Here is an 18,726-nt window from a genome sequence, read left to right on the forward strand (position 1 = left end):
TCAATGCAGGTTCGGCTGCGCGCCGACCCCTTTCTCGTCGATCAGATGGCCGGTCGCGAAGCGGTCCAGGCGATAGGCGGCACTCGTCCCATGGGGCTCGTCCTTGGCCAGGGTCCAGGCGAAGCAGAAGCCGGACGCCGGCGTCGCCTTGAAGCCGCCATAGCACCAGCCGGCATTGAGGTAGAGGCCGGGCCTGGGCGTCTTGTCGATGATCGGGCTGCCGTCCATCGACATGTCCATGATCCCGCCCCACATCCGCAGCAGGCGCAGCCGGCCGATCACCGGCATCAGGGCCATGCCCCCTCCGCCACATCCTCCACCACCGGCATATTGCCGCGCTGGGCATAGGAATTGTAACCGTCGATATCGCCGCCGAAGACCAGCCCGCCCTTGTCGGACTGGCTGACATAGAAATGCCCGGCGCCATAGGTCACCACGCCGTCGATCAGCGGCTTGATGCCCTCGGAGACGAAGGCCTGCAAGGCATGGGATTCGATGGGCAGGCGCAGCCCGGCCAGTTTTGCCACGCGCGAGGTGTTGCCGGCCACCGCCAGGCCCACCTTGCCCGCCCGGATCGGCCCGCGGCTGGTCTCGACGCCGGTGATGGTTTCACCCTCCGTCAAAAAGCCTGTCACCTCGCAGTTCTGGATGATGTCGACGCCCAGCCTGTCGGCCGCCCGGGCATAGCCCCAGACCACCGCATCGTGCCGCGCCGTGCCGCCGCGCCGGTGCAGCAGGCCGCCCTGGATGGGAAAGCGGGCATTGTCGAAATCGGCGAAGGGAACGAAGGGCCGCACCTGGTCGCGGTCGAGCAGTTCGGCATCTACGCCGTGCAGGCGCAGGGCATTGCCGCGCCTGGCATAGGCATCGCGCTGGGCATCGGAATGGTAGAGGTTCAACACACCGCGCTGGCTGACCATGGTGTTGTAGTTGAGGTCCTGTTCCAGGCGTTCCCACAGCTTCATCGAGAATTCGTAGAACGGGATGTTGCCGGGCAGGAGGTAGTTGGAGCGGATGATGGTGGTGTTGCGCCCGGCATTGCCGCCGCCGATCCAGCCCTTCTCGATCACCGCCACATTGCGGATGCCGTGTTCCCTGGCCAGGTAATAGGCCGTCGCCAGCCCATGCCCGCCGCCGCCGATGATGACCACGTCATAGGCAGGCTTGGGCGAGGCATCACGCCACGCCGGCCGCCACCGCTTGTTGCCGGTCAGCGCGTTGGCAAGGATGGCGAAGGCGGAGTAACGCATCATGCTCTGCTTGCGTCATCCCGGCGAAGGCCGGGATCCACGGTGGTGGCAATACGGGTGCGCCCCAGTGTTCCACGACAGTGGATCCCGGCCTTCGCCGGGATGACGAGGTTGGAAAACATCCTCAGCAATCCAGCGTCGTGTCGCGTTCCCACTGGGTCAGGTGGCGGGAATAGGCGTTCCAGTCGTCGTGCTTCAGCTTCAGGTAAGACGAGATGAAGCCCTCGCCCAGGCCGTCGGCCAGCACCTTGGATTTCTCCAGCGCGCGCAGGGCGTCGAGCAGGTTCAGGGGCAGCTTCTTGGCGCCCTTCACCTTGTGGCCCTCGGTGTACATGTTGATGTCCAGCCGCTTGCCGGGATCGCGGGCATGCTCGATCCCGTCGAGGCCCGCGACCAGCACCGCGGCGGGCAGCAGGTAGGGGTTGGCGGCACCGTCGGCCAGGCGGAACTCGAAGCGGCCCACATCGGGGATGCGGATCATGTGGGTGCGGTTGTTGCCGGTATAGGTCACGGTATTGGGCGACCAGGTGGCGCCCGACAGGGTGACCGGCGCATTGATGCGCTTGTAGGAATTCACCGCCGGGTTGGTCAGGGCGCACATCGCCTGGGCTTCCGCCATCACCCCGCCGATGAAATGATAGCCGGTCTGCGACAGGCCCAGCTCGTCGGCCTTGTCGACGAACACGTTCTTCGCCCCCTTCCACAGCGAGACATGCATGTGGCAGCCGGAACCGGTCAGGTTCATGAAGGGCTTGGGCATGAAGGTGGCGCGCAGGCCATGCTTCTCGGCGATCGAGCGGACCATGTATTTGAAGAAGGCATGGCGGTCGGCGGTCAACAGGGCGTTGTCATATTCCCAGTTCATCTCGAACTGGCCGTTGGCGTCCTCGTGATCGTTCTGATAGGGCTTCCAGCCCAGCGCCAGCATGGCATCGCAGATCTCGGTGATGATGTCGTAGCGACGCATCAGGATGAGCTGGTCGTAGCACGGCTTGGCCGCGCTATCGGCCGCGTCCGAAATGCCGGCGGCATCGGGGGTCAGCAGGAAATATTCGCACTCGACCCCGGTCTTCATCTCGAAGCCCCGGGCCTTGGCCGCCGCCATCGCCTTTTTCAGCACCGTGCGCGGCGCCTGTTCCACCAGCTTGCCGTCCATCCACAGGTCGGCCGCGACCCAGCCCACCTCGGGCTTCCAGGGCAACTGTATCAGGCTGTCGGGATCGGGCACGGCGAACAGGTCGGAATCGGCCGGCGACATGTCCAGCCAGGTGGCAAAGCCGGCAAAGCCCGCCCCCGCCTTGGACATCTCGCCGATCGCCGCCGCCGGCACCAGCTTGGCGCGCTGCACGCCGAACAGGTCGGTATAGGAGATCAGGAAATACTTGATGCCCTTGTCCTTGGCCGCCTTCACCAGATCGATCGCCATACGCCCACGCCCCCCGCTGTCATCAATACTGCCCCGCGCCCGGAATCCAGTCGGTGCCGGCCAGCGGCACGCGCGCCATGGCCGCCGCCTCGACGGTCAGCGCCACCAGATCCTCGGGCTCCAGATTATGCACATGGCTCTTGCCGCAGGCGCGCGCGATGGTCTGCGCCTCGAGCGTCAGGACCGCCAGGTAGTTGGCCAGGCGCCGGCCGGCCTTCACCGGGTCGAGGCGCGCGGCCAGCAGTGGGTCCTGGGTGGTGATACCCGCCGGATCACGGCCCTCGTGCCAGTCGTCGTAGGAGCCGGCCGTGGTGCCCAGGGCGGCGTATTCAGCCTCGTGCACCGGGTCGTTGTCGCCCAGCGCCACCAGCGCCGCCGTGCCGATCGAGACCGCATCGGCCCCCAGCGCCAGGCATTTGGCGACATCGGCGCCATTGCGGATCCCGCCCGAGACGATCAACTGCACCTTGCGGTGCAGCCCCAAGTCCTGCAGCGCCTGCACCGCCGGCCGGATCGAGCCCAGCAGGGGAATGCCGACATGTTCGATGAACACTTCCTGGGTCGCCGCGGTGCCGCCCTGCATGCCGTCGAGCACGATCACGTCGGCACCCGACTTCACCGCCAGGGCCGTGTCGTAATAAGGCCGGGCGGAGCCGACCTTGACATAGATCGGCTTTTCCCAGTCGGTGATCTCGCGCAGTTCCTCGATCTTGATCTCCAGGTCGTCAGGCCCGGTCCAGTCGGGGTGGCGGCAGGCGGAACGCTGGTCGATGCCCTCGGGCAGGTTGCGCATCTGGGCGACGCGGGCCGAGATCTTCTGGCCCAGCAGCATGCCGCCGCCGCCCGGCTTCGCGCCCTGGCCCACCACCACCTCGATGGCGTCGGCCTTGCGCAGGTCGTCCGGGTTCATGCCATAGCGCGACGGCAGGTATTGATAGACCAGGATCGAGGACTGGCCGCGTTCCTCCGGGGTCATGCCGCCGTCGCCCGTGGTGGTCGAGGTGCCCATGGCCGAGGCGCCGCGCCCCAGCGCCTCCTTGGCCTGGGCCGAGAGCGAGCCGAAGCTCATGCCCGCGACCGTGACCGGGATCTTCAGCTCGATCGGCTTCTTGGCGAAACGGCTGCCCAGGATCACATTGGTCCCGCACTTCTCGCGGTAGCCTTCCAGCGGATAGCGGCTGATCGAGGCGCCCAGGAACAGCAGGTCGTCGAGGTGGGGTACCCGGCGCTTGGCGCCGCCACCGCGGATGTCATAGATGCCGGTGGCCGCCGCCCGGCGGATCTCCGACAGGGTGTAATCGTCGAAGGTCGCGGATTTGCGTGGGGTGGTGATCATCCGCTGAACCTCAGTAGGCGCCGGCATTGTCGACATGGAAATGATAGAGCTGCCGGGCCGAACCGTAGCGCTTGAAATCCGAGACATCGACGGCGCCGTTAAGGCCGGCCGCTTTCAGCCGCGCAAACAGCATGGCCTTGTGCTCGTCGCGCAGTTCCTTCTCGATGCAGTCGGCGCCGAGGCTGGCGACCGAACCGCGCACGAACAGCCGCGCCTCGTAGATTGAATCGCCCAGCGCCTCGCCGGCGTCGCCCAGCACGGTCAGGGAGCCGCTCTGCGCCATGAAGGCCGACATGTGACCGATGCCGCCCTTCACCACGATGTCGACGCCCTTCATGGAAATGCCGCAGCGGGCCGAGGCATTGCCGTCGACGATCAGCAGCCCACCCTGGGCGGTAGCACCCGCCGCCTGGCTGGCGTCGCCCTTCACATGCACGATGCCCGACATCATGTTCTCGGCCACGCCCACCCCGGCATTGCCGTTGACGATCACCTTGGCCAGCTTGTTCATGCCGGCACAGTAGTAGCCGACATGGCCGTCGATCTCGATCGTCAGCGCCGCATCGACGCCGGCCGCCACCGAATGCCGGCCGCCGGGGTTGAGCACGCGCCACAGCCGCTGATTGACGTCGGGCCCGACCTTGTGAAGTGCTGCATTGAGCTCGCGTACGCTGGCGCTGCCCAGGTCGATCGTGTGCTCCATCAGCGGCAAGGTCATGCTGCACGTTCCCAGAAGTAGACCGTCGCCGGCTCGGGCTCGAACACCCGGGCATTGGCGATGCCGGGCAGGTCGGCCAATGCCCGGTATTCGGAACCGAAGGCGACGTAGGATTCGGTTTCGGCCATCACGGCGGGCTTGCAGGCGATGGGATCGCGCAGCACGCCAAAACCCGATTCCGTGCCGACCACGAAGGTGAAGAAGCCGTCCAGCGTATCGAGCGTGGAGGTCAAGGCATCGCCCAGCGCCTCGCCCTTGGCCAGCCGGTGGGTGAGGAAACCGGCGGCGACCTCCGAATCGTTCTGGGTCTCGAAGCGCAGGCCCTCGCGGATCAGGACCCGGCGCACCGCATTGTGGTTGGACAGCGAGCCGTTATGGACCAGGCACTGGTCAGGCCCGGTCGAGAAGGGATGCGCGCCGTTGGTGGTAACAGCCGATTCAGTCGCCATGCGGGTATGACCGATGCCGTGGCTGCCGGTCATGGTGCTCAAGGCAAAGCGCCGCGCCACGTCACCGGGCAGGCCCACTTCCTTGAAAATCTCCATGCGCGTGCCCGCGCCGACCACGGCAATCCCGGGATGGCCGGCGGCCAGCGCCGCCCGCACCGCGGCTTCCGTACCCGCCGGAATGTCGATGATCACATGGGTATCGCGGACGACATGGCCGATATCGTTGCCCACGGCCGCCCTGAGCGCCGCCGCCAGGGCGTCGAAGTCGGTGCCGGCGGGTGCGCGCAGCGACAGTTTCAGCCGGTCCGGCCGGCCCTCGCCATAGACGGCGAAGCCGGCACTGTCGGGCCCGCGGTCACTCATCACCTCGAGCATGGTCACCAGCATGGCGCCCAAATCAGGCTCGAGCTTCCGATCCTTGATGAACAGTCCGACGATGCCGCACATGAGCGCGCCCCAGGCTTGAAACCACTGGGTTCTTCATAGCCTGGGGCGCCCCGCTCGTCAACAGATAGGAATATAAATTTCTTCTAGGGAAACTATTTCCGCCACTGGCTGACCTGGGCCCGGGGCTGGAAGGTCAGTTGTGCGACGACATCGCCGAAGATCTGCAAAATGGCCCTGAACATGACGCACCTCCTGTGCTGATGGCCAGAAGATGAGCGCGTTCCCCAGGCCCCTCAAACGCCGATCGGTTGCGTCAAGCGTGACGAAAAGTTACGCTTCCCCCATGTCGCGTCACCTGCCCCCGCTCAATGCCACCCGCGCCTTCGAGGCGGCGTTCCGGCACGAGTCCTTCGCCAAGGCGGCGGCGGAGCTGAACGTCAGCCATGCCGCGGTCAGCCGGCACATCCGCGACCTGGAACTGTGGCTGGGGGTGACCCTGTTCGAGCGCCGGGCCAAGGGCGTGGGCCTGACCCTGGCCGGGCGGCGCTTCGGCGCCGCCCTGGTGCCGGCTTTCGACGCCCTGGAACAGGCGACGGCGGCCGAGCGCCCCGGACAGGCGGGCAAGCGCATCACGGTGACCCTGGAGCCGGTCTTCGCCCAGCGCTGGCTGCTGCGGCGGCTGAGCGATTTCCAGGCCGCGCAGCCTCAAGTCGAGATCGTGCTCGACCCGTCGAACCGCCTGGTCGACGTGGCGGCGGAAGGCGTCGACCTGGGCGTGCGCTATGGCCAGGGAAGCTGGCCGGAGGTCGACAGCCAGCTTCTGGCCAGGGTGGAAGTCTACCCGGTGGCAGCGCCGGCGATCGCCGCGCAATTGCCGCCCGAGCCGACGTCGGACGACCTGCGGCGCTTCACCCTGGTCCACGAGGACGGCGAATTGTGGTCGCGCTGGTTTGCCCTGGTCGACGGCGAGGGTAGCGAACCGCCCTCGCCTCCCGGCCTGATGCTGCACGACACGCACCTGGCGATCGAGGCGGCCGCCCTGGGGGCGGGCATCGCCCTGGGGGATTCCGTGCTGGATATCGACGACCTCAGGTCCGGGCGGCTGATCCGCCTCACCCCGCGGGCCATGCCGTGCTACGCCTATTGGATCGTCACCCCGCCCCGGCGACGGCTGTCCGCGCCCGCCCGGCTGTTCCGCGACTGGCTGCTGGCGACGATGGCCGCCGCCTTGCCGGGGTCGACATGATTTCGCCAAGTCTTGCGCTCTCTCCGCCGCTTGCGGGGGAGAGGGAGGGGACCCGGCGCGAAGCGACGGGGAGGGTGAGGTGGTGGAACGGGCAGGAGCACGCCCTACGCCGACGCCCACCTCACCCAACCCTCTCCCCCTGAGGGCGGAGAGGGCTAACACAAGGAGAACAGCCATGCTTGATCATCTGGGTTTCGCCGTATCGGACCTTGCCCGCCTCAAGGCCTTCTACCTGGCCGCATTGGCCCCTTAGGGATCGATGTGATCATGGAAGTGACAGTCGAGCAGACCGGGGCGGAGGCCCACGTCGGCCTTGGCACCCAGGGCAAGCCGTTCTTCTGGATCTCCAGCGGCGGCCGGCCGGCCGGGCACATGCACATCGCCTTCGCCGCGCCCGACCGGGCGAGCGTCGATGCCTTCTACGAGGCGGCCCTCGCCGCCGGCGGCAAGGACAACGGCGCGCCGGGCCTGCGCCCGCACTATCATGCCAACTATTATGGCGCCTTCGTTCTAGACCCGGACGGCCACAACGTCGAAGCCGTGTGCCATGGCCCCAATCCCGCCTAGCCACCCCCGAAACGGGCGCCCATAATCGCCCACCACGCGTCGCCGGCGCATTCGAGTCGCTCATGCAGATCTACCTGCCCATCGCGGAATTGTCGGTCGACGTTTTCCTTCTTCTGGGGCTGGGCGGCGCGGTCGGCTTTCTGTCGGGCCTGTTCGGCGTGGGCGGCGGTTTCCTGATCACGCCGCTGCTGATCTTCATCGGCGTGCCGCCGGCGGTGGCGGTCGGCACCGGGGCGCAGCAGGTGGTGGCCACCTCGGTCTCGGGCGTGATCGCCCACTGGCGCCGCGGCTCGGTCGACATTCCCATGGGCCTGGTGCTCACCGCCGGCGGCCTGGTCGGCTCCGGCCTCGGCTCCTGGGCCTTCGCGGCCCTGCGCAAGGCCGGCACCGTCGATGTCGTCGTCGCCGTGTTCTATGTCGTGTTCCTGGGCACCATCGGCAGCCTGATGCTGATCGAGTCGGCGGGCACGATCTGGAAGCAGCGGCGCGGGACCGCCCGGCGGCGCAAGCTGCACCAGCATAGCTGGGTGCATGGCCTGCCCTTCAAGATGCGCTTCCGCAAGTCGCGCCTCTATATCAGCGCGCTGGTGCCGCTGGCGCTGGGCTTCGGCATCGGCATCCTGTCGGCCATCATGGGCGTGGGCGGCGGCTTCATCCTGGTGCCGGCCATGATCTATCTGCTGGGCATGCCGACCCAGGCGGTCATCGGCACGTCGCTGTTCCAGGTGATTTTCGTCACCGCCTCTGTCACCTTCCTGCAGGCGGTGGCAAACCAGTCGGTCGATATCCTGCTCGCCATGATCATGCTGTTCGGCTCGGTCATCGGCGCGCAATTCGGCACCCGCGTGTCGCTGCGGCTGAAGGGCGAGCAATTGCGCATCCTGCTCAGCCTACTGGTGCTGTCGGTGGGGATCCGGCTGGCCTACGACCTGCTGGCCGAACCGGCCGAGCTGTTCTCGCTCAGCCTGATCGGGGCACGGCTATGAGGCGCCTCTGCCTTCTCCTGCTGTGCCTCCTGTCCCCCCTGACGGCGCGGGCCGACAGCCTGATGACCGACCTGTCGGAACGCCTGATCGCCATCACCTCCAGCTTCACCGGTTCGTCGATCCTGGTCTTCGGCGCGGTGGTGGCCGACGGCCCGGGCAAGCGCGACGTGGTGGTGGTGCTGCGCGGCCCGGACCAGGGCCTGCGCGTCCGCCGCAAGGAGCAGGTGGCGGGCATCTGGATGAACACCGATGCCCACCCCTTTGAAGCCGTGCCCGCGTTCTATGCCGTGGCGGCCACCCGCCCCTTGGCCGAGATCAATGCAGCCAGTGCCTTCGCCCGCCACCAGATCGGCTTGAGCGCCTTGAAGCTGAAGGTGCGCGGCCTGTCGGAGACGTCCGAGGAGGCGAGCGAGGCCGTGCCCTTCCGTACCGCCCTCCTGCGGCTGAAAGCCCGCCAGGGCCTCTACCCGCTGATGACCCAGCCGGTCACCTTCGTCGGCCCCAGCCTGTTCCGTGCCACCTTCCAGTTCCCGTCGAACGTCCCCGTCGGCAGCTACAAGGCTGAGATCTATCTGTTCAAGGACGGCGAGTTGATCGGCGCCAATTCCTCGGCCCTGTTCGTCGACAAGACGGGCATCGAACGCTGGATCTACAAGGCGGCGCTCAACTATCCCGTGCTCTATGGTCTCAGCGCCGTCTTCATCGCGGCCGGCATCGGCTGGCTCGCGGCACTCGCCTTCAGAAGAACCTGAGACCTCGATGTTCTTTGTCGCGGCCAAGCTGTTCTGGATCGTCGCGGCACCGGCCAGCCTGGCCTGCTTGCTGGCGGTGCTGGCCCTGGCCGCGCGCCTTGCCGGCCGGCGGCGGTTGGCGATGGCGGCCCTGTGGGCTTCGGCCTCGATCCTGATCGTCGCCGGGGCCACCCCGCTCGGCCCCTGGGCGGGCAGCCTCCTCGAGACACGCTATCCGGCGCGGCCGCCACTGCCGGCCGAGATTGCCGGCATCGTCGTCCTGGGCGGGGCGCTGGACACCGATCGGTCGATCGCCTGGGACATGCCCGTCATCGCTGGCGAGGGCGAGCGGATTTTCGGCCTGGTCGAGTTGGGCCGCCGGTTTCCCGGCGCGCCGATCATCTATGCCGGCGGCTATGGCGGGCTGGGCACGGTCGAGAAGGTCGAGGCGGCCTTCGCCCGCACCCTGCTGGAACAGATCGGTTTCGATGCCGACCGGGTGCGCTTCGACGACCAGCCGCGCAACACCATCGAGAACGAGGCGCGGGCACGCGAACTGGCGGGCGATATCGCCAGCAGGCCCTGGCTCCTGGTCACCGGCGCCATGCACATGCCCCGCGCCGTGGGCGTGTTCCGCGGTGCCGGCTGGTCGATCATCCCCTGGCCGGTCGGCCCCGCCACCCTGTCCCCCGATGGGCCATGGCAACCGCTGGCCCCGGGCGAGACCTTGATGGTCTCGACCCAGGCCGCGCGCGAGTGGATCGGCCTGCTCGCCTACTACCTGGCCGGTAACACCGAGTCCCTGCTGCCAGACTGATTACGGCCTTCATCGCGCTGTGGCGATCCGCACACGTATATTTAACAATATATTAAAGTTATATTTATTTAATTGACTAATAATCACTGTTTGAAAATTTTAACCACATTCGCTAGCGCGCTTTTGCGTAAATGCCTTCAAGGATGTGCATCATGGGACACCACCGCCTCACTCCCCGCCCAGGCCGGATCGTGCTGGCCGGCGCCAGCCTCGGCGCGCTGCTGGCCGCCGCCGTTCCGGCGCTGGCGACCGACGGCTATTTCTCGAACGGCATCGGCCCCCAGGCCAAGGGCATCGGCGGCGCCGCCATCGCCTACCCCAAGGATTCGCTGGCGATTGCCAGCAACCCGGCCTCGGCCACGGTGCTGGGCAACCGGGTCGATATCGGCGTGGAATGGTTCCGGCCCGACCGTGAAGCCTCGATCAACGGCAACCTGGCCGGCCCGGACCAGACCTTCGACGGCAGCGGCAAGGAAGACTTCTTCATTCCCGAGATCGGCTATGTCCAGCAGATCGGCAACGGGCTGGCGGTCGGCATTGCCGTCTACGGCAACGGTGGCATGAACACCACCTACGAGCAGAACCCCTATGCCCGGTTCGGTGCGACCGGCGAGGCCGGCGTCAACTTCGAACAGCTTTTCGTCTCGCCCGTCATCGCCTATGAGGTGGCGCCCGGGCACAGCATCGGGGTCTCGTTCAACCTGGCCTATCAGCGCTTCAACGCCAAGGGCATCGGCCTGTTCGCCGGCTTCTCGCAGGATCCGGCCCATGTCTCGAACCAGGGCAACGACGATGCCTTCGGTTACGGCTTCCGGATCGGCTATCTGGGTCAGATCACACCCTGGCTGACCGTCGGCGCCACCTATCAATCCAAGACCTGGGCTGAGGAATTCGACAAGTATGCCGGCCTGTTCGCCGACCAGGGCGATTTCGACGCACCTGCCAACTATGGCGTGGGCGTCGCCTTCCACGCCCCCCATGGCGTCGACCTGGTGGGCGAGATCCAGCAGATCGAATATTCCGACGTCAGCGCGGTCGGCAACAGCGTCAACAGCCTGTTTGCCGGCAAGCCGCTGGGCTCCAGCGACGGGCCCGGCTTTGGCTGGGACGACGTGACCGTGTTCCGCCTGGGCGCCAACTACCAGATCACGCCGGAATGGCAGATCCGCGGCGGCTGGGCCTATGCCACCCAGCCGGTGCAGGAAGGCGAGACCTTCTTCAACATCCTGGCCCCGGGTGTCGTCCAGCATCACTTCACCCTGGGCGCCACCTGGAGCGCACCCAGCGGCCTGGAGGTCAGCGCCTACGGCCTCTATGCCCCCAAGACCACGGTTGAAGGCGAGAACTCGATCCCGGCAAGCTTTGGCGGCGGCAATGCCGATGTCAGCCTCAGCGAGGTCGCCTTCGGTCTCCAGGTGGGCTGGAAATTCGGCGCGCGATGACCTGACGGGTAATTGCCCCTGGCCGGATGTGCCGCGACGCTGTGGCCATCAGGTCAGGAGCAACCCATGTCGCTTGAAACCCCCGCCCGCAGCTTCATCGAAGCCATCATCACCGGCGCGCCGCTGGCCCGCAAACTGGGCGTGACGCTCACCGCGGTGGGCAGCGACACGATCGAACTGGCCCTGCCCTTCTCGCCCGGGAACGTGACCGTGGGCGAGACGGTGCACGGTGGCACCATTGCCAGCCTGATCGACATTGCCGGCGCCGGCCTGTCGACGCTCGCCGCCGATCCGGCCCGCCACACCAGGGGTTCCACGTCGTCGCTGGTCATCAACTATCTGCGGCCCGCCAACGGCGTCGACCTGGCGGCCAAGGGCACCATCCTGCGTGCCGGCCGCGACACGGTGATCAGCGAAATCGAGGTGGCCGGCCCCGACGGCAAGCTGGTCGCCAAAGGCACCGTGACCAGCCGCCTCGCCTGACGGCCCGCCACGAGCCCTCTCAGATCGGGCCGCCGCGGGCGGCCAGGCGGCGGCGGATCTCGGCCAGGAAAAGCTGGGTCGGCAGGGTCTGCTGCGCCGCCGGCTTGGTGATCAGGTAGAGCAGGTAGTTGGGCAGCATGGCCGAGGGCAGGATCGGCCAGAACTCCTGGCGGCGCGCCGTATCCTCGATCACCGGCGTGGGCAGGAAGCCGATGCCGATGCCCAACCGGATCATGCGCTGGGCCTCGGTCAGGTTCTCGGCCTCGCCCACCGGAACCTCGCCTAAGCGATAGCGCTGGCGGAAGTGGCGCACATCGTCGGGCTCGTCGAGGCCGGCAACGATGAAGCGCTGGTCGAACAGGCTTTCCGGGTTGGTGACATGGGCGCCGTAGAGCGGGTGCGACCGCCCGCAATAGAGTTGCTGGCGCTCGCGCATCAGGGGCTCGTACAGCAGGTCGGCCCGGGGCGCGCTGTCGAACGAGATGCAGGCCTCGGCCGCGCCCTTCTGCAGCGCTTCCAGCATCAGCCGGTGCGGGGCGATCTCGATATGCAGGCGGATGCGCGGATGGCGCCGGTACATCGCCTCCAGCGTCGCATCGAGTTCGGGCGAGACCACGCCCGAGACGGCACGGATGGTCAGCAGGCCCTCGATTTCGCCGGCCGCCGCCGCGACGGAGGGCGGCAGGCTCTGCACCTGCTGGAAAATCCGCTCGGCAAAGGCGGCGACGACGCGCCCGGCCGGGGTCAGCACGATGCCCTTGGTGTTGCGGCTGCACAGCACCGCGTCGAGGTGCCCCTCCAGCCGCTTCAGCGCCAGGCTGACGCTGGGCTGCTGGACATTCAGCCGGCGCGCCGCGGCGCCGATCCCGCCCGCCCGCGAGATTTCCAGGAAAATACGAAACAGGTTGAGGTCGATCCGTTGGAACAGGTTGGTGTCGACCCGGGGAATTTTACTGCTCAACGTCGGTGCCTCCGGCGCTCGCAGTCTGCCCGCACTCATTAATCTGATCAATGATCGGCATTGACCTTTTGCGGCTTCGCTGCGTCCGCCGCGGCCGACATGCTGGCCGACGGTCGTGCTGTGGGAGTTTGCGTGATGGGCGAGGGGTTGCAAGGCAAGCGCGCGGTGGTCACGGGTGCCGCCAGCGGCATCGGCCAGGCCATCGCCCAAGCCTTCGCCGCCGCCGGGGCCACGGTGATCGGCCTCGACCTCGAGAATGGCCGGGGGGCGGGTTTCGAGATCGTCGCCGCCGACCTGGCCGCGCCCGCGGCGATCACGGCGGGCGTTGCCAGTGCGGCCGCGCAACTGGGCGGGATCGACGTGCTGGTCAATTGCGCCGGGATCGAACTGCCGGCACCGCTGGCCAGCCTGACCCTCGAGGCCCTGGACCGCACCATCGCCGTCAACCTGCGCGGCCCCATCCTGGTCACCCAGGCGGCCCTGCCGCACATGGGCAAGGATGGCCGGATCATCAACATCGCCTCGGAACTGGCCTATCTGGGCCGTGCCGGCTCATCGGCCTATGCCGCGACCAAGGGCGCGATCCTGTCCCTGACCCGGTCCTGGGCGCGGGAACTGGCGCCCGACATCCTGGTCAATGCCGTGGCGCCCGGCCCGATCGACACCCCCCTGCTCGACTTCGCCAACCAGCCGGCGGCGGTGCGGGCCATGGACCTGTCCAACCCGCTGCAGCGCATCGGCCGGCCGGCCGAGGTGGCGGCCGCGGTCCTGTTCCTGGCCGGCCCGCAGGCAGGCTTCATCACCGGCCAATGTCTGGGCGTCGACGGCGGCGCCGCGATGCACTGAAGGAAGTACCCGATGACCGACAGCGTCTTCATGGCGGAAATCACCTGGCCCGAATTCGACGCCAAGACCCGGGCCAAGGTCCCCTTCTTCCTGCCCGTCGGCGCCACCGAGCAGCACGGGCCCCATCTGCCGCTGGGGGTCGACGTCTACCTGCCCACCCATGTCGCGGCCAAGGTCGCGGCCGAGGTGGGCGGCCTGGTCGCGCCGACCATCCCCTATGGTTACAAGTCGCAGCCGCGTTCGGGCGGCGGCCAGGCGTTTCCCGGCACCACCAGCCTGGCCGCCCATACCCTGAGCCTGGTGGTCCGCGACGTGGTCCATGACCTGGGCCTGCACGGCGTGCGCCGCTTCGTCATCGTCAACGGCCATTTCGAGAATACCTGGCCGATCATCGAGGGGCTGGACCTTGCCATCCGCGAGTTGCGCCGCGACGGGATCGACGATGTCACGGCCATGCGCCTGGAATACTGGGACTTCGTCCACCGGCAAACCCTGGACCGCCTGTTCCCCGAGGGATTTCCCGGGACCGATCTCGAACATGCCAGCCTGCTGGAAACCTCGATGATGCTGGTGGTCCGGCCCGACCTGGTCGACATGGAAAAGGTCCCCAGCGACGGCCCGGCCCGCTTCCCCACCTATGACCGCACGCCGGTGCCGCCCGGCATGGTGCCGGCCTCCGGCGTGCTGGCCCGCGCCCAGGGCTCCACGGCGGAGAAGGGGCAGTGGCTGATCGACGATCACGTCTCCCTGATCGCGGCGGCGGTGCGTCGTGAATTCGGCCTGTGAGGGTCCCATGGCCGCGCTCGACGCCATCCGGCAGGACGTGATCGCCACCGCGGCCCGCCCGCTCGATCAGGCGATCACCCTGCCGCCCGCGGCCTATACCGACGAGGCCCACTTCGCCCTGGAGCGGGAGGCGGTGCTGAAAAGCGGCTGGCTGTGCCTCGCCCATGTCTCGCAGCTCAAGACCGCCGGCAGCTATCTGGCGCTCGACCTGTTCGACGAACCGCTGCTGGTCGTCCGCGACAAGGCCGGCGAGATCCGCGTGCTCTCCCGCGTCTGTGCCCACCGGGCGATGGACATCATGCCGGATGCGCCCGCGAGCGGCAAGGTCGGGCTGCTGGTCTGCCCCTATCATCGCTGGGTCTATAACCTGGACGGTTCCCTGCGCGGCTGCTCCCAGATGCAGCATGCGGCGAGCTTCGACAAGCGGGACTGGCCGCTGGCCAGCTTCCGCAGCGAGGTCTGGCACGGCTTCGTCTTCGTCAATTTCGACGGACAGGCCGAACCCCTGGAACAGCAATATGCCGACTTTGCCCGGGCGATCGCACCGTGGCAGGTGGCCGAGATGGAAATCGCCATCGACATGGCCTGGGACTGCCCGTTCAACTGGAAGGTGATGATCGAGAACTGGATGGAGTCCTATCATCACATCGGCGCCCACAGCAAAACCCTGAACCTCTCCATGCCCGGCGAGGCGACCTGGAGCGAGCCGGAACATCCCCACTTCATCCAGGCCCACCTGCCCTATACCGACAAGCTGCGGGGCGAACTGGCCGCGGCGGCGGCCGGCGGGGACAAGGTGCCGGGCTTTGCGCCCGTGCCAGGGTTGAGCGACGAGCAGGCCCACGAATGGGGGCTGTTCGTCGGCCATCCGTGCTTCATGTTCCTGACCACCCATGACCGGGTGCTGTGGTACCGCCTGCTGCCCGTGGCCGCCGATCGCTGCACGCTGCTGACCACCACGCTGGTCTCGAAGGCGGCCATGGCGGCAGCGGATTTCGAGGCGTCGCTGACAAGCGAGACGGAAATGCTGCGCGCCTTCCACTGCGAGGACATGGTGGTGAACGCCGGGGTGCAGCGCGGCCTGAAATCGGCCAAGGCGGTGCGCGGCCGCCTGAGCCACCTGGAGGAGCCGGTGTGGCTGATCCAGCGCCACCTCGCCGCCCGGCTCCAGGGCCGCCACCCTGCCCGTGCCAGCCGCGCCCCCTATTTCGGGCCGCGGGCCGCAAAGGCGGCGGAGTAGCCCCCCACTTTCGTCATCCCGGCCTCGAGCCGGGATCTCGGGACCAGAGTTCTCAGCGCTCGAACGTCACAAGATCCCGGCTCAAGGCCGGGATGACGACCTGGGTTACGATATGCGCCTGGTCTCAGCCGCGATCCTGCCGCCCGCCGGGACCTCAGGCGGCGAGGCCCAGCTTCAATTCCGCCGCGATCTCGCGCATGGCCTTGTCGGCCCTCTCGACGGTGCCGGGGAACGACACGAAACCGTGGATCAGCCGCTCGTACATCAGGGTCTTCACCGGGACCTGCGAGGCGGCCATGGCTTGCGCATAGGCTTGGCCCTGGTCCTGCAGCGGATCGAAGCCGGCCAGGACGACGGTCGCCGAGGGCAGGCCCGCCAGGCTCGGCGCGCGCAGGGGCGTTACCCGCGGATCATCGACATCGGCGCCGGCCGGCAGCACGCTGCCCATGAAATGCTCGAGCAGCGGCTTGGTCAGCATGAAGCCCTCGGCATAGAGGTCGAGGGAGGGCCAGGCTTGCGTCATGTCGGCCGACGGATAGATCAGCAATTGGTGCTTGGGCCGCGGCGCCCCCCGGCTTTCGGCAACCTGCGACAGGGCGGCGGCGATGTGGCCGCCGGCGCTGTCGCCGCCCACGGCGATCCGCTGCGGATCGGCCCCCAGGCTCGCCGCCTGCGCGTTGGCCCAGCGCCACACGGCTTCGGCATCGTCGCTCTGCGCCGGGAACTGGGCCTCGGGCGCCAGGCGATATTCGGCCGACAGCACCAGGCATTTCGCCTCGTCGGCCAACAGCCGGCACGGCACTTCGTAATCATCGAGATCGCCCACGACGAAACCGCCGCCATGGAAGAACACCAGCATCGGCGCCGGCAGCGCCGCGCCATGGGGAACATAGAGCCGCGCCCGCAAGGCGCCGGCCGGCCCGGGGATCGCCAGTTCCTCGACCCGCTCGACCGCGCGCGGCGTGCCGCCCATGGTGCTGGCCAGGCGGTTGTAGAGCAGCCGTGCCTTGACCGGCGAAACCCGCTCCATGCGCGGCTGATAGGAGATCAGCTTGAGCAGGAATTGCAGTTGCGGGTCGAGGGTCCGGCTGCCGATCCTGATCGGCCGCGCCCCCGACAGCAGCAGCAGGACGCGTTCCGGCAGTTTGACCAGAAGGCCGACGATGAACCGCTCGATCCTTCTGATCAGTCGCAAAAATGCCCGCATCACCCCGCCATCCCCTCTATGTCGGGTGACAAAATATCGATATTGCAGAACGATGACAATGGCCTCAGGCGCCGAGGCCGGCCCGCACCGCCGCCGAAATCTCGGCCATGGCCCCGTCGGCTGCCTTGACGACCCCGGCCAGGGAGATCAAGCCATGGGTCAAGGTGTTGTAATTCAACACTTTTACCGGGACGCCCGCCCGGGCCAGCGCATCGCCGTAGGCCCGTCCCTCGTCCTGCAGGGGATCGAAACCGGCGATCACCAGGGTTGCCGGCGGCAGACCCGAGAGATCGGCCGCCTGCAGGGGCGAGACCTTGACATCGGCGACGTCGGTCCCCTCGGGCAGGAACTTCGACATGAAATAATTCATCAGGTCGCGGGTCAGCAGATAGCCCTCGGCATAGGTCGTGTGCGAGGCCCATTCGCGGGTCAGGTCGGTGACCGGATAGATCAGCAACTGGTGACGGGGCAGCGGTTCGCCCGCCAGCCTGGCCTGCTGGCTGATCACCGCCGACAGGTGCGCGCCGGCGCTGTCGCCGCCCACGCCGATGCGGGCCGGGTCGGCGTTATAGTCGGCCGGATTGGCCGCGACATGGCGCCAGACCGCCAGGCACTCGTCGACCGGCCTGGGGAAGGGATGTTCCGGCGCCAGGCGGTATTCGACCGACAGCACCTGGCAACGCGCCTGGTCGGCAAGCTGCCGGCAGGGCAGGTCGTAACTTTCCAGATCACCGATGACGAAGCCGCCGCCATGGAACCAGACCAGCGTCGGCGCCGGGCCCTGGGGCAGGCCGTTGGGCACGTAGAGACGCACCGGGATATCGCCGTAGGGGCCGGCCACCCGCCGCTCTTCGGTCCGGGACATGGGCCGGGCCCGCCCGCCGAAGCTGTAGGCCATGTCGCGGTAGAGCTGGCGGGCGCCGTCGACCGGCAACTGGTCGATCCGCGGCCGCTTGGCGGCCAGGGCCAGCAGGAACTGCAACTGGGTGTCCAGGCGCTTGCCCTCCGCCGTCAGCGGCGCGCCGCCCGACATCTTGAGCAGCCAGCTTTCCGGCAGGCGCACCAGACCGGCGACCAGGTATTTCTCGAATGTCCGACGGATACCCACAACACTGCTCCCTATCAAGTCTGCTGGCCCTGGTACGCCCTAGATATCCTGCCGGCGGCGGCCGACGCCGGCGGCGCGGCCGACCCCGCCGGTCAGCAGGCCGGTGGCAAAGCGCGCGGCATATTCGGCATCGGTATCGCCCGCCTCGATCATGCGGCCGGCCAGGTTGACGGCGATCCCCTGGACCGCCAGCGTCAGGTAGTCGACATCGGTCGAGGCCGGCAACAGGCCGCGCTCGACCGCATCGGCGATATCCTCGCGCAACTCGTCGCGCCCTTCCGCCAGTTCCGGGCTGTCGAAAACGCTGGCGATGGCGGCGGTATTGCGCCGGATCAGGTCATAGGTCGGGCGGTCGTCGATGACATAGCGGAAATAGGTGAAATAGGCGCGCAGACAGAATTCCTCGAAGGTGCGGGCGCCGCGGCGATCGACGCGCAGGCGCTGGCGCACGGTGCGGGCGCTGTCCTCGACCACGGCACGGAACACCGCCTCCTTGGTCGGGAAGTAGTTGTAGAAGGTGCCGGAGGCGAGCGAGGTGCGGCGGATGATGTCGCGCACCGTGGTGCCCTCATAGCCCAGCTCGGCGAAAACCTCCCGCGCGGCGGCCAGGATCTGGGCCCGGTTCAGCGCCTTGGTGGCCGCGCGCTTGCCCGACATCGGCTCGTCCTCGGCACCGATGTCCTCCAGGTCGACCGCGGCTGCTGCAGTATCCGTCCTCATGCGCCCTTCCGTCCCTCTAC

At 67.7% G+C, this 18,726-nt stretch carries 18 protein-coding genes and 1 pseudogene; 10 read left to right on the forward strand and 9 right to left on the reverse strand.

The features are described 5' to 3' along the window. The 5 genes and pseudogenes from D3874_RS02490 to D3874_RS02510 all read right to left on the reverse strand — a co-directional run bounded on the left by D3874_RS02490 (position 1) and on the right by D3874_RS02510 (position 5,626). Positions 1-1,253 (reverse strand): annotated as a pseudogene (locus D3874_RS02490) (sarcosine oxidase subunit beta family protein). Between the two features lie 121 nt (positions 1,254-1,374). After that, the gene (gene glnT, locus D3874_RS02495; protein WP_119776089.1) at positions 1,375-2,676 is read right to left on the reverse strand and encodes a type III glutamate--ammonia ligase; all 1,302 of its coding nucleotides are present in this window, start codon (positions 2,674-2,676) and stop codon (positions 1,375-1,377) included. Positions 2,677-2,698: 22 nt separating this feature from the next. After that, complete coding sequence (locus D3874_RS02500; protein WP_199698886.1) at positions 2,699-4,012, reverse strand: FMN-binding glutamate synthase family protein; 1,314 nt, start codon at positions 4,010-4,012, stop codon at positions 2,699-2,701. Positions 4,013-4,022: 10 nt separating this feature from the next. Continuing rightward, positions 4,023-4,730 carry a protein glxC gene (locus D3874_RS02505; protein ID WP_119776095.1) on the reverse strand — a complete coding sequence of 236 codons (708 nt, stop codon included), beginning with the start codon at positions 4,728-4,730 and terminating at the stop codon, positions 4,023-4,025. Then, positions 4,727-5,626 carry a class II glutamine amidotransferase gene (locus D3874_RS02510; RefSeq protein WP_119776097.1) on the reverse strand — a complete coding sequence of 300 codons (900 nt, stop codon included), beginning with the start codon at positions 5,624-5,626 and terminating at the stop codon, positions 4,727-4,729. Before D3874_RS02510 ends, D3874_RS02505 begins: the two co-directional genes overlap by 4 nt. A 283-nt stretch (positions 5,627-5,909) precedes the next feature. On the opposite strand from D3874_RS02510, the gene D3874_RS02515 reads away from it, so the two are divergent. The 7 genes from D3874_RS02515 to D3874_RS02545 all read left to right on the forward strand — a co-directional run bounded on the left by D3874_RS02515 (position 5,910) and on the right by D3874_RS02545 (position 11,838). Continuing rightward, positions 5,910-6,812 (forward strand): LysR substrate-binding domain-containing protein, encoded by a 903-nt coding sequence (locus tag D3874_RS02515; protein WP_158595788.1) that lies wholly within the window; start codon positions 5,910-5,912, stop codon positions 6,810-6,812. 267 nt (positions 6,813-7,079) lie between these two features. Next, on the forward strand, positions 7,080-7,379 hold the full coding sequence (locus tag D3874_RS02520; RefSeq protein ID WP_199698887.1) for a VOC family protein: 300 nt from the start codon (positions 7,080-7,082) through the stop codon (positions 7,377-7,379). A gap of 62 nt (positions 7,380-7,441) precedes the next feature. Next, entirely contained in the window at positions 7,442-8,365 is a 924-nt protein-coding gene (locus D3874_RS02525; RefSeq protein ID WP_119776103.1) for a sulfite exporter TauE/SafE family protein, read from the forward strand. After that, the gene (locus D3874_RS02530; protein WP_119776106.1) at positions 8,362-9,117 is read left to right on the forward strand and encodes a TIGR02186 family protein; all 756 of its coding nucleotides are present in this window, start codon (positions 8,362-8,364) and stop codon (positions 9,115-9,117) included. Before D3874_RS02525 ends, D3874_RS02530 begins: the two co-directional genes overlap by 4 nt. A 7-nt stretch (positions 9,118-9,124) precedes the next feature. Next, the gene (locus D3874_RS02535) at positions 9,125-9,913 is read left to right on the forward strand and encodes a YdcF family protein (protein ID WP_158595789.1); all 789 of its coding nucleotides are present in this window, start codon (positions 9,125-9,127) and stop codon (positions 9,911-9,913) included. 152 nt (positions 9,914-10,065) lie between these two features. Further along, a complete protein-coding gene (locus tag D3874_RS02540) occupies positions 10,066-11,355 on the forward strand; it encodes an OmpP1/FadL family transporter (protein WP_199698888.1) in 1,290 nt (429 codons plus the stop codon). A gap of 66 nt (positions 11,356-11,421) precedes the next feature. Next, complete coding sequence (locus tag D3874_RS02545) at positions 11,422-11,838, forward strand: PaaI family thioesterase (RefSeq protein WP_119776111.1); 417 nt, start codon at positions 11,422-11,424, stop codon at positions 11,836-11,838. Between the two features lie 19 nt (positions 11,839-11,857). Here D3874_RS02545 and D3874_RS02550 read toward each other — a convergent pair whose 3' ends face one another. After that, positions 11,858-12,799: a LysR family transcriptional regulator gene (locus tag D3874_RS02550; RefSeq protein ID WP_199698889.1), complete on the reverse strand. Its 942-nt coding sequence runs from the start codon at positions 12,797-12,799 to the stop codon at positions 11,858-11,860. A 135-nt stretch (positions 12,800-12,934) separates the two neighbouring features. On the opposite strand from D3874_RS02550, the gene D3874_RS02555 reads away from it, so the two are divergent. The 3 genes from D3874_RS02555 to D3874_RS02565 are packed head-to-tail and all read left to right on the forward strand — an operon-like array spanning position 12,935 to position 15,671. Then, entirely contained in the window at positions 12,935-13,645 is a 711-nt protein-coding gene (locus D3874_RS02555; RefSeq protein ID WP_119776116.1) for an SDR family NAD(P)-dependent oxidoreductase, read from the forward strand. Between the two features lie 12 nt (positions 13,646-13,657). Then, entirely contained in the window at positions 13,658-14,431 is a 774-nt protein-coding gene (locus D3874_RS02560; RefSeq protein WP_119776118.1) for a creatininase, read from the forward strand. Positions 14,432-14,438: 7 nt separating this feature from the next. Beyond that, positions 14,439-15,671, forward strand: coding sequence for an aromatic ring-hydroxylating oxygenase subunit alpha (locus tag D3874_RS02565; protein ID WP_119776121.1), 1,233 nt, complete (start codon positions 14,439-14,441; stop codon positions 15,669-15,671). Between the two features lie 154 nt (positions 15,672-15,825). Here the strand turns inward: D3874_RS02565 and D3874_RS02570 are convergent, their stop codons facing one another. The 3 genes from D3874_RS02570 to D3874_RS02580 form a co-directional block, all read right to left on the reverse strand. Further along, positions 15,826-16,878 (reverse strand): alpha/beta hydrolase, encoded by a 1,053-nt coding sequence (locus D3874_RS02570; RefSeq protein WP_119776123.1) that lies wholly within the window; start codon positions 16,876-16,878, stop codon positions 15,826-15,828. A gap of 64 nt (positions 16,879-16,942) precedes the next feature. Next, positions 16,943-17,986, reverse strand: coding sequence for an alpha/beta hydrolase (locus D3874_RS02575; protein WP_119776125.1), 1,044 nt, complete (start codon positions 17,984-17,986; stop codon positions 16,943-16,945). 39 nt (positions 17,987-18,025) lie between these two features. Then, positions 18,026-18,706, reverse strand: coding sequence for a TetR/AcrR family transcriptional regulator (locus D3874_RS02580; RefSeq protein WP_119776128.1), 681 nt, complete (start codon positions 18,704-18,706; stop codon positions 18,026-18,028). Positions 18,707-18,726: the final 20 nt, after the last annotated feature.

Origin of the sequence: Oleomonas cavernae, from assembly GCF_003590945.1 — a bacterium.
In the GTDB taxonomy this organism is placed as follows: domain Bacteria; phylum Pseudomonadota; class Alphaproteobacteria; order Zavarziniales; family Zavarziniaceae; genus Zavarzinia; species Zavarzinia cavernae.

Excerpts from the sequence above, each read along its gene's own strand:
- glnT (WP_119776089.1), bottom strand. The coding sequence starts at position 2,676 with ATGGCGATCGATCTGGTGAAGGCGGCCAAGGACAAGGGCATCAAGTAT.
- D3874_RS02500 (WP_199698886.1), bottom strand. The coding sequence starts at position 4,012 with ATGATCACCACCCCACGCAAATCCGCGACCTTCGACGATTACACCCTG.
- D3874_RS02505 (WP_119776095.1), bottom strand. The coding sequence starts at position 4,730 with ATGACCTTGCCGCTGATGGAGCACACGATCGACCTGGGCAGCGCCAGC.
- D3874_RS02510 (WP_119776097.1), bottom strand. The coding sequence starts at position 5,626 with ATGTGCGGCATCGTCGGACTGTTCATCAAGGATCGGAAGCTCGAGCCT.
- D3874_RS02515 (WP_158595788.1), top strand. The coding sequence starts at position 5,910 with ATGTCGCGTCACCTGCCCCCGCTCAATGCCACCCGCGCCTTCGAGGCG.
- D3874_RS02520 (WP_199698887.1), top strand. The coding sequence starts at position 7,080 with ATGGAAGTGACAGTCGAGCAGACCGGGGCGGAGGCCCACGTCGGCCTT.
- D3874_RS02525 (WP_119776103.1), top strand. The coding sequence starts at position 7,442 with ATGCAGATCTACCTGCCCATCGCGGAATTGTCGGTCGACGTTTTCCTT.
- D3874_RS02530 (WP_119776106.1), top strand. The coding sequence starts at position 8,362 with ATGAGGCGCCTCTGCCTTCTCCTGCTGTGCCTCCTGTCCCCCCTGACG.
- D3874_RS02535 (WP_158595789.1), top strand. The coding sequence starts at position 9,125 with ATGTTCTTTGTCGCGGCCAAGCTGTTCTGGATCGTCGCGGCACCGGCC.
- D3874_RS02540 (WP_199698888.1), top strand. The coding sequence starts at position 10,066 with ATGGGACACCACCGCCTCACTCCCCGCCCAGGCCGGATCGTGCTGGCC.
- D3874_RS02545 (WP_119776111.1), top strand. The coding sequence starts at position 11,422 with ATGTCGCTTGAAACCCCCGCCCGCAGCTTCATCGAAGCCATCATCACC.
- D3874_RS02555 (WP_119776116.1), top strand. The coding sequence starts at position 12,935 with ATGGGCGAGGGGTTGCAAGGCAAGCGCGCGGTGGTCACGGGTGCCGCC.
- D3874_RS02560 (WP_119776118.1), top strand. The coding sequence starts at position 13,658 with ATGACCGACAGCGTCTTCATGGCGGAAATCACCTGGCCCGAATTCGAC.
- D3874_RS02565 (WP_119776121.1), top strand. The coding sequence starts at position 14,439 with ATGGCCGCGCTCGACGCCATCCGGCAGGACGTGATCGCCACCGCGGCC.
- D3874_RS02570 (WP_119776123.1), bottom strand. The coding sequence starts at position 16,878 with ATGCGGGCATTTTTGCGACTGATCAGAAGGATCGAGCGGTTCATCGTC.
- D3874_RS02580 (WP_119776128.1), bottom strand. The coding sequence starts at position 18,706 with ATGAGGACGGATACTGCAGCAGCCGCGGTCGACCTGGAGGACATCGGT.